The organism is Bartonella sp. AA81SXKL, from assembly GCF_042196945.1.
In the GTDB taxonomy this organism is placed as follows: domain Bacteria; phylum Pseudomonadota; class Alphaproteobacteria; order Rhizobiales; family Rhizobiaceae; genus Bartonella.
Genome location: NZ_JBHIRH010000021.1, coordinates 1 through 13,966, shown reverse-complemented (window position 1 = coordinate 13,966; position 13,966 = coordinate 1). Strand labels below are relative to the sequence as shown.

Below are 13,966 nucleotides of genomic sequence, written 5' to 3'. Positions count from 1 at the left end.
TTGCTTGAGGGAACCTCTAAATCATTGCCACGATCATCAAACTCTGCTTCAAATGTATCGGCTTCATTCCCGGCATGATCCGTGATAGTTGCGGTTAAAAGACGCTGGTAAAAAACCTCATGAACAAGCTTATCCCCCACCCTCACCTCAATAAAAGGATGTGAACGCCTTAATCCCATAGCCTTTTCACCACACTATTCTTCTCTTGGCTAACAAATTCAGGCAGAATGACCTTTAAGCCCCGCGGTAAAAACACACCATATTTGGCAATCTCTGGATTGGCTTCCAGTGTGGCTTCTAAATAGCCGTTTAGTCCCCCAACTTGAGAACGGTCCCCTAACACAGCCATGACATGGTGAAAGCAAAGGAGATCGAGGCTCATATCCTCTAGCTCTACAACAACATGTTTTTCTGGTATCTTCATAGAGTTTGTCCCTCTTGGATTTGTCCCGCTTGGATTTGTCCCTCTTGCTATTGTCCTTGTGGTTTTCCGCCATTAAAAAAGGGCAAGAGCGTAATGGAATAGCGGATGCGCTGGGATTGACCAGAGCGACTGATATAGTCATGGTCTTTATTGATCGTGGTGATTACTACGGGTCCATGGAGAAGGACACTATAGGTGGTATCATTGATCCAACGAAGCATCTGGACCGGCTTTGCTCTTCGGATAGTTGTAGTGATGGCATCTATCGCTACTCGGTCCCCAAATTCTTCTGGAAACCAAACTCCATGAATGGTTTTGGGATCATTGCCATAGCCGGTAAATTGCAAACTGGGTGCCTTGCCAAAACGCTCCATACAAACCCATGAGGCAGAAAACTCTTCCTCAAAGGATTGGAAATTTAGCCAGTCTACATAGAAGAGATGTGGTCCTAACATTAGCAAAGGATCTCTCATAGACGCCCTCCCCTTGATTGTGTCATTACTCTGTCCCGCCATGCAAGGCATTGGCGCGTGCCCGTTGCAAAGCATGAGCAACCGCACGACCAGTGTCCATGGGTTCACGCGCCCCATTAACATGCACCGTGACATTTTGATTGTGTGTGATGAGGGAGTGATCTTTGCCTTTTGCTTCTGTAAAAGGGGAATTTGCATGCCCCGCCCCCGCAAATTGTGGTATGGGCTGAATGGTTGTTTTGCCTCCCAAAAAACTTGGCAAAAACTCTCTTACATCAATCGACCCAATCCACCCCTTAATGCGGCTGGGCAAAGATTTACAAAAATCGCTCAACTTTGTGATGGGTGCCATAAAACCATCGACAATCCAATTGGCTAAATCTTCGCCGGCTTGTTCCATACCAGCCTTGGCACCCTCCGAGAGCTTTTCCTGTGTAAAAAAACTCTTCAACCATTGCCAAAAATTGGAAAGGCTTTGTTTAACGCCCTCCCACAAACCTTCAAAGCTTTGAACAACAGCGCCAAGCCCTTGTTTGAACTTTTGCCAAGTTTGAGAGAGATCAAAAGCAGCAGCAATGATGTTTTTCCATTTGGTGATGGTGGTGGGTTCAGCACCAAAATAAACCAAGACGTGTGCGCCAGTCATGGTAAAGCGCAACACACGTAGAACAATGTTAAAAGCCATCAGGGCGGCAATGGTTTTGATAATGGCGCTTGTTAAAACGGGATGGTCCTTGCCCCATGCCATTAAAACGCGCATTTAATGGTAAAAAATAACCATAAAAACAATAAATTATCACGTATTTCTAACTAATCTCACCTCTTCCCACTTAGTACAAAACCTAATGTCAAACTACATCCAACGGAGTTTTGTATAGTATGTAGCCTTTCGGAAATTGTGGCTTATCAGCGGATTCTACATATTTTTATATTTTATTTGTTCAAAGAAGACACTGAGCACTCAAAGAACCCTCAACGCTCTATTAAAGCCTTCTCTCATTTTTGCTGTCAAAAACTCATTCGATACATAATGTAGGTAAGAACAATCAATTATCACATATCCACTCTAATTTCACCTTTTTCCACTCAATATAAAATATAAAGTAAATTACACACAAAAATATTTATTATTTATTAACTTTAAAACTATAAAATCTCTCATTTTTTTGAAAATGTACAATATTAAAAACACTACTATTCTTATTTATATTATATTTTTTAATTTATTTTATATAACTGTATTTCTTTAATTATACATCAATAAATATTAAAATAAATAAATATTGATATAAAATAATATATATCACTAATAAAAAACTTATTTTTAAAATATAATTAGATAAAAATACATTATGAATTAAATTTAATATTACATAATTAAACATAAATACAACTTTAATTTTGACAAAAAAAGCAAAACAAAATATCAAAGTGCTGTGTTATTAAAATAAAAGCAATATCTATTTTCACTTCTGCTTATGAAGTTAGCGGGAAAATGAATGTTGGGGGCTTTAAAAGGAGTAGACTGATGCCTAAAAATTTTCTTCTATCCTGCACTGCAATTGTGGCAGTTGTACTTTCTTCTATCAATCTTAATGCACAAGCTAAAAATCTTGAAATTTCAGAAAGTAAAAAAGAAGTTTCCAACGAAACCTACGAAATTATTCACGCAAAAAAAGGTGGTCAAATTATCGGCAAGCATTTGACGATTATCGGAAACAAAAAACAAACACCAACATAGGCACAAATGCGCACGCTATAACAGCTGAAGGTTCTAACACTGCGATTGAATTACTGGATGGTACAACCATTAAAGGAACTGGTTCTAGCATTTTTTTCGGTCTTGAAGCAAAAGATGGTGCTACACTGAAAATGACCGGGGGAACTATTACAGTTTCCAACACTGGCGCTAAATTCTTGAACAGTAAGAATGCTGAAAACAAGCTAAAAGATATAATAATATCAAGTGGCAAAGGCAAAGCTCCACTAACTTTTGCAATATTTGCAGACAAAGACAGTGAAGTCACTTTAGAAAATGTAAAAGTGACTAAGGCAATGAATAGCGTTACTGCAAATAATAAATCTGAAATCACGATATTGGGAGGATCATTTGATGCCACAAAAGCAGCAATATCTGCTTACAATGGCAGTCGCGTAACTCTAACCAATAATGTTCAAGCTACATCATCTCATGGCACTGGACTCCATGCAACAGATTCAGAAACCACAATCGAAATGATGGGAGGAAGCGTAATCACAGAAAAAATGGCGTTGGTTGCAGAAAACGGTGGACATATCAAGGTCACGGATGTTGCGTTAACAGCGACGAATGATAAAATCGGAACAGTTGTCGCCGGCGGTCCGAACAGCATGATTGAATTGCATGGAAATACAACAATTAAGAATGCTGTAATCGGTCTTCATGCACAAAATAGTGGAATGATTAAAATGATCGGAGGGACCATTACAGCTTCTGCAATCGGTGCTGATTTCTATAATAGTAAGAGCGATGGAAACAAGCTAGAAAATGTGAAAATATCGAGCAGTAACGATAAAGAGCCTAAAATCACAGGAATAGGTGCCGACAAGGAAAGTAACGTCACTTTAAAAAACGTAACAGTTACGCAGGCAAAAAGTGGTATAGCTGCAAATAATCATTCTAAAGTAACGGTTTCTGGAGGATCATTTGAGGGGAAAATCGTAGGAGCATACGCTGGAAACGGCAGTAACATTACTTTAACTAGTAGTAAAAAAGATAACGTTCAAGTTACATCAACATCATCGAATAGCAAAGGACTCTACACAAATGGTTTACATTCTACCATCACAATGACGGGAGGAACAGTAACCGGAGAATTAGCGTTGGTCGCAGAAAACGGTGGACATATTAAGGTCACGGATGTTGCTCTAACAACAAATGAACATGGGGGCCAAGTCACTGATGTTCCTATAATAGGCGCAGGAGTCAATAGCGCTAATAGTATGATTGAATTATATGGCAATACAACGATTAAGAATACTGGTGTTGGCTTCGTGAATAGTAAGAGCACCGAAAGTAAACTAGAAAATGTAATAATATCAACCGGTAAAGATAGAAATTCAGGCAAAGGAATTCTTCTAGAGAAAGAAAGTGGTCTCACTTTAAAAAATGTAAAAGTGACTCAAACAGGCAACAGCGTAATTGCAAATAATCGTTCTAACATAACAATCTCTGGAGGATCATTTGATTCAAGCTATGCAACAATATGTGCTCAAAACGGTAGCAGTATCACCTTAATGGACAATGCTCAAATTACGTCACATGATGAAGCAGTCCTCTATGCACAAGACTCAAAATCCACAATTACAATGACAACAGGAAACGTGACAGGAAAATATACAGCCTTAGAAGCAGACATAGGTGGCCATATTACGGTTACAAATGTTGCTTTAAAAGCAACTAATAATGGCAGTGGTGTAGCTGCTGGTGCAGCAGCCTCTGGCTCTAACAGTGTGATTGAATTGCTTGGAAATACAACGATCAGTGACGTTAAAATCGGAATTGATGCGCAAAACGATAGCACAATCAAAATGATCGGAGGAACCATTACTGCTTCCGAAGCAGGCATTCACTTATTAAAAAACAAGAGCAATAACAAACTGAAAGATGTAACGATATTAAATCGTAAGGATAATGCACTACTAATCAATGCAATAATTGCAAGAAGAAGTGCCATTACTTTAGAAAATGTAACCGTTCCGCAAGCAATCAATAGCATAATTTCAGATAATGGTTCTCAAATAACAGTTTCTGGAGGATCATTTAACGCAAAAGGTGCAGCAGTATCTGCCATAAACGGCAGCACTATTACTTTAACTGACAATGCTCAAATTACATCATCTGATGACAGTGGGCTCTATGCAAAAGACTCAAAATCCACCATCACCATAACGGGAGGAACAGTACAAGGTAAAACTACTGCATTATTTTCCGGAAACGGTGGACATATTAAAGCCACGAATGTTACTCTAATAACGGCAGATAGTAACGGATTCGGTGCGGAAAGCCAAGATGTTGGCAGTTTAGTTGAATTATATGGCCATACAACGATTAAAAATGCTGAGATCGGACTTTATTCAGAAAATGGCAGCACAATCAAAATGAATGGAGGGACAATAATTGCCGAAAATAGTGCATTTGTTGTAAATAATAATGGACATATTGATGTAACAAATGTTTCTGCCACAGCAGAAGATAGAGGTATAGCATTTGAAAAATCTAAGAACAATAAAACATCAGAAATCAATTTAACCAATGCAAAACTTCATATTAAAAACGGTACTGGAATTAATGCAAATGAATCAATTGGTAAAGCCAATCTCAAAAATTCAGAAATCCGTGCCAATGTTTTATTAGTAACCGAAGCTTCAACGAAAAAAAATGATTTCACTTTTACATTAAACGCCGATCACTCCATCTTAGACGGCAAAGTGAGCACTGAAAAAAATTCAAAACAGTCTTTGATTTGCAAAACAATACGAAATGGATATTGAAAACAAGCACAAATAAAAAAAGCCAGAACAAAAAACTGCTTGATATTGCTCAAAGAGCACGTTCTGATATTTCTGTCCTTAACATCAATAACAGCTCTATTGTTTTTGAAGAGCCAACTGAAGATCATTATCACACGTTGCACATAGGATCTGGCAGACCAAATACTAAAAAGTCTACAATGCTACAGGAAAAGCAGAAATTCATTTCAACGTCGAATGGAGTGATAGTGCTGCCATAAACAAACAAAAAGCTGACCATCTTCTGATTCACGGTGATGTTTCAGGGACTACACTGGTTTATATCACTGGACATTTAGAAAAGAACAATATTAAAGCAGATGCTTCTGCTCTTACCAGTGCACGTGGTCTTTCACTCATTCAAGTTTCTGGGAAAGTAAATCAAAACTCTTTCAAACTTGCACAGGACTATATCACAATAAGTGGTTCACCTTATAAATATATACTGAAAGCTTATGGACCAAAATCAAACCACAGTAAAACAAATGCTGAACAAAACCTTTTAGGAGAAAATAAAAATTTCTGGGATTTTCGCTTACAACCAGTACTGCTTGATAGCGACTCAAAAGTAAAAACCATCGTGCCATAAATACAAGCTATTTTATCATGCCATGTGCTCTCTTGTATGCTGGATTGACCGATATGGATAAGCAAAGTGCAACTGTTAGCCAATATGCGACATCTGTCTTAAGGAAAGAATAAGACAAACGGAATGGCTTTTTCTTATACGCCTATGGAGAAACAGGAAGCTTATTTTCTGATAAGTAGTGCTCCTAGTAAATATGGTTATAGCAGTGCTCATCTTCACTATGCTGTTCTACAAGGAGCTATTAACCTTGTCGCGCAGAAGGGAAAAATATCTACAACACATTTGGGTCTTGTCCGAACCTACGGGCAACTCTCTTTCACCCCCAAAGATATGCAAGACAGCAAGTAAGAGCATATTGAATAAATAGTCATTTCAACTCACCGCCGCCTATGGCAGTAAACAGCGTGACAATGGTTTCTATCTTGATACGCTTTTATCCTATGGGATAATAAAGGGAGATATCACCAATGCTCTCATTGGTAAAACTGCAAAATTGAAAAACGCCAAAATGTTGAGTATCTCCACCACTGTTGGCAAACAATTTGCAACGGGTATTCAAGCCGTAACATTCGAACCGCAGGCACAGCTTGCCTATCAACATTTGATGTTTGATACCATTAAAGATGCTGATAATCTGACCATTGAGATGCAAAATCCTTCTCAATGGATAATCCCGTGTTGGTGGACGTTTGACAAAAACCATTGCCACTGAAAACAGCCGTCCTATGTCTTTCTATGGAAAATTAAACTTAATCAAAACCTTTGGTAATGATCAGACATTCCATATTGATAAGTATTATAAATGTGACCCCTTGGGAAGTTCCGTTGAAGGTGGGCTTGGTATTAGTGTATAATTGTCCGCTAACCTCTCCCTTCATGGTGATGTCAGCTATCAACAAAAGCTTCAAAAAACTGGTATAAGTGGTGCAAGCTTTTCAGGAGGAATACTCTATCAGTTTTAAATCAAGACTGTAAAAAACAGCCTATTCAATTTAACAAAAAGGCAGCATATTGCTGCCTTTTTGGTTTATTATAAGCTGTTTTTAAGCGCTTTTTTAAATAGAGAACAGCGAAATATTTGAAGACAGTCATTGACCATTGGATGTTTTTTACAAAAAATTCTTTTTATAAAGAATAAAACTGTAAAAAAGAGAACAACCAAAAACAAAATGATATTGTAAAATAATGAGAAGCTTTTCTAGAAAATACAACATTACTATCTTTTGTTATTTCTCACAAATTTAATGCTTAAAATCCCAAAATAAAACTTTTGAACATAAAATGATAAGTAAAAAATAATGCAATAATATCAAACAAAGGGATATGTTATAAGTCACTCATATATTTCAAAATGGAAGTTCTAATAGGATTTAAAATATTACAGCTCAAACACTGCCCAGAAAATTCATACTGAAAAAATCCTATTATCCCCTTCCCTCTTAACAATGCCGCCAAACATCTCCAGAAACTTCAAAACAAATAAAATTGCATTTTCTCTTCTGTAAAATTGATCATGCTCTTTGCTCTCTATGGACAATAGGCTCTATACTTGCTTCAAAAAACTCCTTTGTATAATCGTGTTGCGCATGTAGATTACGCAATTCATCATTGCTAAGCTCTTCAAGAATAATCCCTTTATGCATAATTCCAACACGTTCACAAATATGTGCAACAACAGCAAGATCATGGGACACCATCAAATAAGTAAGCTTTTTTCTCACGCGCAGTGATTTCAACAAGTTTAAAATTTCAGCCTGTACCGACACATCCAATGCAGATGTTGGCTCATCAAGCAACAACACCTCTGGCTCAATAATTAAAGCACGTGCAAGAGCAATACGCTGACGCTGCCCTCCAGACAACTCATGAGGATAACGATAAAGAAATGAAGAATCTAAACCAACGGAATCTAAAGCATCCTCCACCCGCTCTCTTTGATTATCCATTCCATGGATTTTGAGCGATTCAGAAAGAACCGTATGGACCATTTTTCTTGGATGCAGCGAAGCATAAGGATCTTGAAAAACCATTTGAATACAGCGTAAAAAATCCTTACTTCTTTTCTTTTCAACTTCTTGTCCAGCAAAAAGAAACTTTCCACTATAATCTGGAATAAGCCCCACCAATGTATTCAAAATAGTTGACTTTCCACATCCGGATTCACCAATCAAACCATAAGCTTCACCACGCTTAATATGAAAATTAACATTTTTAACAACTGTTACTGCCTTATGCCTGTGTCCAAAAGTTACAGATAAATTAGAAACATCAATAATATTCTCACAATTTGTCATGAGGAACCTCCTCAACTCCATTAACAATCGTAGGATTATACAACCAATCAGGATCACGCTCAGGAACAGCCAAAATATCAACTGGATTATCAAGCCGTGGCAAACTCGCGAGCAACGCCTTTGTATAAGGATGACAAGCGTGAGACAAATCAGAAGCAGGCAACTCTTCTAACACACGGCCCGCATACATCACCAAAATACGATCACAAAAATCAGCAATCATATTTAAATCATGACTAATGAAAATAAGTCCCGTTCCAGATTTTGTCACAAGTTCATCTAATACAGATAAAACTTGTCGTCTGACCGTAATATCAAGTGCAGATGTTGGCTCATCGGCAATAATTAAATCAGGTTTTGGAATGAGCATCATTGCAATCATCACGCGCTGCCCCATCCCCCCAGATATTTCATGAGGAAAGAGACGCATCACATGTTCAGGATCACGAATATGAACAGATTCTAACATAGATATGGTGCGCTCCCTCGCTTCAGCTTTTGAAACACAATAATGAATACGGTAAGCCTCCATAATCTGTTCCCCAATCCGTATTAATGGATTAAGTGAATATTTGGGGTCCTGTAAAATCATTGAAATACGTTTCCCACGGATTTTTCGCATCTGAGGTTCACTTGCGGCCAATAAATCAACATCCTCAAAGCGCATTTTTTTAGCTTTAACAATGGCTGCTTTTGGACTCAACCTTAGTATTGCGCGCCCAGTCATCGATTTTCCAGATCCGGATTCACCAACAATTCCAATTTTTTCTTTTCCAACAGAAAAACTAACGCCACGCACAACTTCTGACATGCCGCGCGTTGTAAGAAAAGAAATACGTAAATCTTCTACTTCTAATAATTTATTACCCATTGCGTGGATCCAATACATCACGAAGACCATCACCTAAAAGGTTGAAAGCAAGACTTGCAAATAATATTGCACAGCCTGGTATTGCCGCCAACCACCAATTTGTCATCATAAATTCCCGCCCTGAAGAAAGCATCGCACCCCATTCAGGACTTGGAAGTTGAGCTCCCAACCCTAAAAAACCAAGACCAGCAGCCGTTAAAATAATTCCAGACATATCCAAAGTTAATCGTACAATCACTGAAGGAATACACATGGGCGCAACATGAAACAAAATAATTCGCCAAGCAGAGGCCCCTTGCAGGCGAACTACAGAAACATAATCAGAAGAACGTATTGTCAAAGTCTCAGCACGTGCTAAACGTGCAATTGGTGGCCATGCTGCAATTGAAATTGCAATAGAAGCATTTTCAATCCCTGGTCCCAATGCGGCTGAAAATGCAAGAGCTAAAATCAAACCTGGAAAAGCAAGAAAAATATCGACAATGCGCATGAGCACAGTATCAACCCATCCGCCCATATAACCAGATACAGTTCCAACAATAAGCCCTATTGGACCTACAATAACTGTTGTAAGAAAAACAACATAAAGAGTAATACGGGAACCAAAAACAAGGCGACTAAAAATATCACGTCCCAATTCATCTGTTCCAAAATAATGCGCCATAGAGGGTGGCTGCAACCGATGCCCTAGATCATTGCTAAGAAAATCATGCGTAGCAATCCAAGGAGCAAAAAATGCACATATGATAATAATACAAATAATAAGCAGACCGAATACAGCCGAAAAGTTATGAAAAAACTTAGCCAGTGCGTGATAAATTCTTTGTATGTTCGCTTGAATTATGGAGTTTGGAACAGGATCGTTTAACCAACTACCCAAAGAAGATGATGATTGCGATTTATGATGATTACTTACTGTCATATTCAACGTGTCCTTGGATCAAAAATGCGATAAAGCAAATCAGAAAATAAATTAATGGCGACAAAGATAAATCCTACAAGTAAAGTACATCCTACAACTGCATTCATATCTCCGGCTAAAAGAGCATTTGTCAAGTAATGTCCAAAACCAGGCCAAGCAAAAACTGTCTCCGTTAAAACAGCCCCTTCTAATAAAAAAGCATAAGAAAGTGCAACAACGGTAATAATTTGAACAGCAGCATTTCGAAAGGCATGCCCCCAAACGGTTCGCGCCCACGATAATCCCTTTACACGTGCAGTAATGATATATTCCTGATTAAGCTGCTCAATCATAAACCCACGAGTCATACGGCTAATATAAGCCATAGCACCGAAAGCCAAGATCAAAGCAGGCATAATAACGTGACTAAAAACATTACCAAAAGCCTCCCATTGTCCTTGGCTTGCAGTATCCCAAAGGAAAAATCCTGTTTTTGGTTCAAAAGAATATTCATAAAGAAAATCAAGTCGTCCTGGGCCACCAACCCAGCCAAGTTTGGCGTAAAATATTAACAACGCCATTAATCCGAGCCAAAATGTTGGAGTAGAATAACTTACAAGTGTAAAAACACGGACAACATAATCAATAAATGAATCGCGATACATTGCTGCAAAAACACCAAATGGAATTCCAAGACTTGTGCCAATAACAATAGCAACGGTTGCAAGCTCTAATGTTGCAGGAAATACACGCATAATATCGGCTAGAACAGGTCGCCCAGAAGTTAAAGCATCTCCAAAGTCAAACAAAAATACATTATGAAGATACTTCCAATATTGGACAATCAACGGCTTATCAAGACCCAGCTTATAATACATTGCATCATAAGCTTCCTGACTAATATTATCACCAAGAATAGACAGAACCGGATCTAGAGGAAGAAGATGACCAAGAAAAAAAGTGATCGTCACCAACCCAAGCAATGTGATAAAAACTGAAATAAGAAGTTTCAATCCTTTGCATAAAAAATCCCATAAAAATAATTTTTTCTGCTTTTCTGATACAGCTCTTTCAGTCTCTGAAAGTGGCAAAACCATTATAAAAATCCCCTCTGTAGCGACAAAACATAAAGCAAATACTTTTTATATAACAAAACAATCTCTTATTAAGCATGTTCTACAATCATTTTCTATAACATGCTTCTTTTTATTTTTCTGCTTCATTGTAATAAAGTCTATAACTGTTCCAAATCCATTTTTTGACATCAGGTCCCATACCAACGGTATAATATGTCTGAAATAAATAAACCATAGGACCATGCTCTAGCACATAATGCTGTAAAGTACGATATTGCATAATACGCTTATTGGGGTCTTTCTCAAACAAAGCATCCATCACCATGTTATTAATATTTTCATCATAATACCCAGCGCGCCAAGCTAAATACATATTGTGCTTTTTTGTAAATGTTGGATCAGGGTTAAACACGTGATTTAATGAAGCAGGATGTCCATCAGGATCGGCACTCCCCCACCCCATAATAGCAGTATCATAATTTCCACCACGTACACGGCTCAACAATTGATTTTGTGCCATTTTTTCAATTGTAAGCTCAACACCAATTTTGCGTGCATTGGCTTGAATAGACTGTGCAACAGACGACATATAACTAAGGCTTCCAACTAAAAGATTAGCTTTAAACCCATTAGGATAACCAGCTTCAGTAATCAGTTGTTTTGCTTTTTTCAAATCCAACTGAAAAGGCAAACCTTCTTTTTCATCTAAAGCACCTGGAACACCTAAAGACATATAAGTTGCCCGTGGAATAGCAATCCCTTTCAAAACAGTTTTTCCAAGACCTTCATAATCAACCAAATAACGAAGTGCCAATCTGACCTTTTCATTCGCAAAAATTGCATTCTTATTATTTAACGATAAGTAAATAATCTGCGGACGCAAAACACGACTAATTTTGACTGGTCCTCCCTTTTTTTCAAGATCTAAAATATCCTCTGAAGAAAGATCACGCACTATATCCACATCACCTTTTTCCAAAAGAAGTCTTTGACTTGATGAATCCGCTACATGCTGCACAACAATCTGCTTAATTTTAGGCACTTCGCCCCAATAATGTTGTGTCGCCTCTAACACAACTTTATCTCCTGGAGACCAGCTCACCAATTTATAAGGTCCAACACAAGCTGTATGTGTTGCTAAATATTTATTCCCCATATCACCGTTAATACTCTGTGCTTCAATTGTTTTCCGATCAAGCAAAGCAGAAGCATAAGATTGTCCAATAACAGTCAATATGAGCTGAATAGGATAGGGTTTATCTAATTTTAATTGTAAAGTCTTATCATCAAGAGCCTGAATATTTGTTTCAATATTGTTTTTGGTAAACCCATAATCCATTAAAGATTGAGCATAGCTTAATCCTAATTTAATAATCCGTTGCATCGACCATACCAGATCTTGCGCTGTAGCCATCCTTCCATCATTAAACTTTAAATCATCACGAAGATGAAAGACTATTCTTTTGCCATTGTCTAAAACGTCCCAAGATTTTGCCATAGCAGGGCGAATTTTTGTAGGATCATGTTCATCATATTGCACTAACGCGCTGCAAATATTCGTTAATAACTCACTCGTCACAACCTCAACAGTTTGCGCTGGATCAAAACTACTAATTGAATCAATATTCCATGCCATTACCAATATATCTTTAGATGAGGCACTGAATGCCGATGTTACAGCCCCATTAAAAAAAACGGTTGAGCTTAATAAAATAGAAATTTTTTTCAATATTCTTTGTTTTCCCATTTTATCTCTTCCTTTTGTATTCTTCTACCTTTTCACACAAAGTGATTGTGATTTTGCTTAAATAGCATAGCATTAGACATCAATTTCATTTAATCAAACTAAGCATCTATAAAATAATTTTCTTATACATCAGTCTATATTCGGGATGCAGAGAATCTATAACCATAAACAAAGATCCTCCCCAATATAACTTTCTATATTCATCGCTCCCTATAAACGATCTTAATTATATACTACTACACAAACATCCCTCACAGTTTCATCCTAAAAAAACTGAAGAGCTTTATATGGGAGAATATTTTCATCATGCAATTATAATTAAGCTCTTTTTAGCTTTGATAACACTAAAAAGACACACTATTTTTCAATTTTACTATAAAAAATTTGTGGCGCACTATTCCAAACCCACTTTTTGACATCAGGTGTCATCGCGATAACGCTATATTGTTGAAAGATAAACGCATAAGGTCCTTTTTGCATTAATTCACGTTGTAAATCAGCATAGAGTTGCGCTCGTTTTTGCGGATCTTTTTGAAACAACGCTTCTTCAACTTTTTGATTCATCTTAGCATCAAAATACCCATGCTTCCAACTAGGATAGGCTGTATTTCTAGCCTCAAACCGATTATCTGGATTGAAAATAAGACGTGAAGCCATTGTATGAGGATCCGCAGAATCATTATTCCATCCGATAAAAGCCGTATCAAAAGCTCGAGCATCCACTTTTGAAAATAACTGTGTACCTGCTACACGTTCAATTTTAAGACGCACGCCCGCCTGTGCAGCACTATCCTGGAGTGACTGAGCAAGTAACAAAGTATAAGGAGTGTTTGACACGAGAAAATTTGCCTCAAATCCGTTCGGATAACCAGCCTCTGCTAAAAGTTGCTTGGCTTTTTGAATATCAAGTTTAAAGGGTTGCCCCTCTTTTTCATCTAAAGCCCCAAAGTTGCCAAGAGGAATAAAACTGGCCCGTGGAACACCAACACCTTTGAGAAGCTTCTTGCCAAGACCTTCATAATCTATGAGATAGCGCATCG

At 37.7% G+C, this 13,966-nt stretch carries 10 protein-coding genes and 2 pseudogenes; 2 read left to right on the top strand and 10 right to left on the bottom strand.

Translation table 11 applies throughout. From position 1 onward, the window contains the following. From ACFINZ_RS08260 to ACFINZ_RS08245, 4 genes and pseudogenes are all read right to left on the bottom strand, one after another. Positions 1–179 (bottom strand): annotated as a pseudogene (locus ACFINZ_RS08260) (late control protein); the annotation flags it as partial. Then, the gene (locus tag ACFINZ_RS08255; RefSeq protein WP_375638846.1) at positions 170–424 is read right to left on the bottom strand and encodes a tail protein X; all 255 of its coding nucleotides are present in this window, start codon (positions 422–424) and stop codon (positions 170–172) included. The gene ACFINZ_RS08255 and the pseudogene ACFINZ_RS08260, both read right to left, overlap by 10 nt. A 47-nt stretch (positions 425–471) precedes the next feature. Next, a complete protein-coding gene (locus ACFINZ_RS08250; RefSeq protein WP_375701307.1) occupies positions 472–897 on the bottom strand; it encodes a phage tail protein in 426 nt (141 codons plus the stop codon). A gap of 25 nt (positions 898–922) precedes the next feature. Beyond that, the gene (locus ACFINZ_RS08245) at positions 923–1,645 is read right to left on the bottom strand and encodes a hypothetical protein (RefSeq protein ID WP_375701306.1); all 723 of its coding nucleotides are present in this window, start codon (positions 1,643–1,645) and stop codon (positions 923–925) included. A gap of 780 nt (positions 1,646–2,425) precedes the next feature. On the opposite strand from ACFINZ_RS08245, the gene ACFINZ_RS08240 reads away from it, so the two are divergent. Together ACFINZ_RS08240 and ACFINZ_RS12220 are read left to right on the top strand one after the other, a co-directional pair. After that, positions 2,426–2,638: a hypothetical protein gene (locus ACFINZ_RS08240; protein ID WP_375633122.1), complete on the top strand. Its 213-nt coding sequence runs from the start codon at positions 2,426–2,428 to the stop codon at positions 2,636–2,638. 2,450 nt (positions 2,639–5,088) lie between these two features. Further along, positions 5,089–6,999: pseudogene (locus ACFINZ_RS12220) on the top strand (autotransporter outer membrane beta-barrel domain-containing protein); the annotation flags it as partial. 549 nt (positions 7,000–7,548) lie between these two features. On the opposite strand, the gene ACFINZ_RS08215 reads toward ACFINZ_RS12220, so the two are convergent. From ACFINZ_RS08215 to ACFINZ_RS08190, 6 genes are all read right to left on the bottom strand, one after another. After that, entirely contained in the window at positions 7,549–8,331 is a 783-nt protein-coding gene (locus tag ACFINZ_RS08215; protein ID WP_273790734.1) for an ABC transporter ATP-binding protein, read from the bottom strand. Continuing rightward, entirely contained in the window at positions 8,318–9,202 is an 885-nt protein-coding gene (locus tag ACFINZ_RS08210; RefSeq protein WP_375633125.1) for an ABC transporter ATP-binding protein, read from the bottom strand. The genes ACFINZ_RS08215 and ACFINZ_RS08210 overlap by 14 nt, the downstream gene beginning before the upstream one ends. Further along, positions 9,195–10,124, bottom strand: a complete 930-nt coding sequence (locus ACFINZ_RS08205) for an ABC transporter permease (protein ID WP_273790732.1) — start codon at positions 10,122–10,124, stop codon at positions 9,195–9,197. The genes ACFINZ_RS08210 and ACFINZ_RS08205 overlap by 8 nt, the downstream gene beginning before the upstream one ends. A 2-nt stretch (positions 10,125–10,126) precedes the next feature. Further along, the gene (locus ACFINZ_RS08200) at positions 10,127–11,200 is read right to left on the bottom strand and encodes an ABC transporter permease (RefSeq protein WP_375613823.1); all 1,074 of its coding nucleotides are present in this window, start codon (positions 11,198–11,200) and stop codon (positions 10,127–10,129) included. Between the two features lie 109 nt (positions 11,201–11,309). Beyond that, the gene (locus ACFINZ_RS08195) at positions 11,310–12,926 is read right to left on the bottom strand and encodes an ABC transporter substrate-binding protein (RefSeq protein WP_375634945.1); all 1,617 of its coding nucleotides are present in this window, start codon (positions 12,924–12,926) and stop codon (positions 11,310–11,312) included. A 357-nt stretch (positions 12,927–13,283) separates the two neighbouring features. Further along, a partial coding sequence (locus ACFINZ_RS08190; protein WP_375684179.1) for an ABC transporter substrate-binding protein occupies positions 13,284–13,966 on the bottom strand: 683 nt, incomplete at its 5' end.

What these genes read in the sequence shown, in the direction of transcription:
- ACFINZ_RS08200 (WP_375613823.1), bottom strand. Translation starts at nt 11,200, where the DNA reads ATGGTTTTGCCACTTTCAGAGACTGAAAGAGCTGTATCAGAAAAGCAG.
- ACFINZ_RS08210 (WP_375633125.1), bottom strand. Translation starts at nt 9,202, where the DNA reads ATGGGTAATAAATTATTAGAAGTAGAAGATTTACGTATTTCTTTTCTT.
- ACFINZ_RS08245 (WP_375701306.1), bottom strand. Translation starts at nt 1,645, where the DNA reads ATGGCATGGGGCAAGGACCATCCCGTTTTAACAAGCGCCATTATCAAA.
- ACFINZ_RS08195 (WP_375634945.1), bottom strand. Translation starts at nt 12,926, where the DNA reads ATGGGAAAACAAAGAATATTGAAAAAAATTTCTATTTTATTAAGCTCA.
- ACFINZ_RS08250 (WP_375701307.1), bottom strand. Translation starts at nt 897, where the DNA reads ATGAGAGATCCTTTGCTAATGTTAGGACCACATCTCTTCTATGTAGAC.
- ACFINZ_RS08205 (WP_273790732.1), bottom strand. Translation starts at nt 10,124, where the DNA reads ATGACAGTAAGTAATCATCATAAATCGCAATCATCATCTTCTTTGGGT.
- ACFINZ_RS08215 (WP_273790734.1), bottom strand. Translation starts at nt 8,331, where the DNA reads ATGACAAATTGTGAGAATATTATTGATGTTTCTAATTTATCTGTAACT.
- ACFINZ_RS08240 (WP_375633122.1), top strand. Translation starts at nt 2,426, where the DNA reads ATGCCTAAAAATTTTCTTCTATCCTGCACTGCAATTGTGGCAGTTGTA.
- ACFINZ_RS08255 (WP_375638846.1), bottom strand. Translation starts at nt 424, where the DNA reads ATGAAGATACCAGAAAAACATGTTGTTGTAGAGCTAGAGGATATGAGC.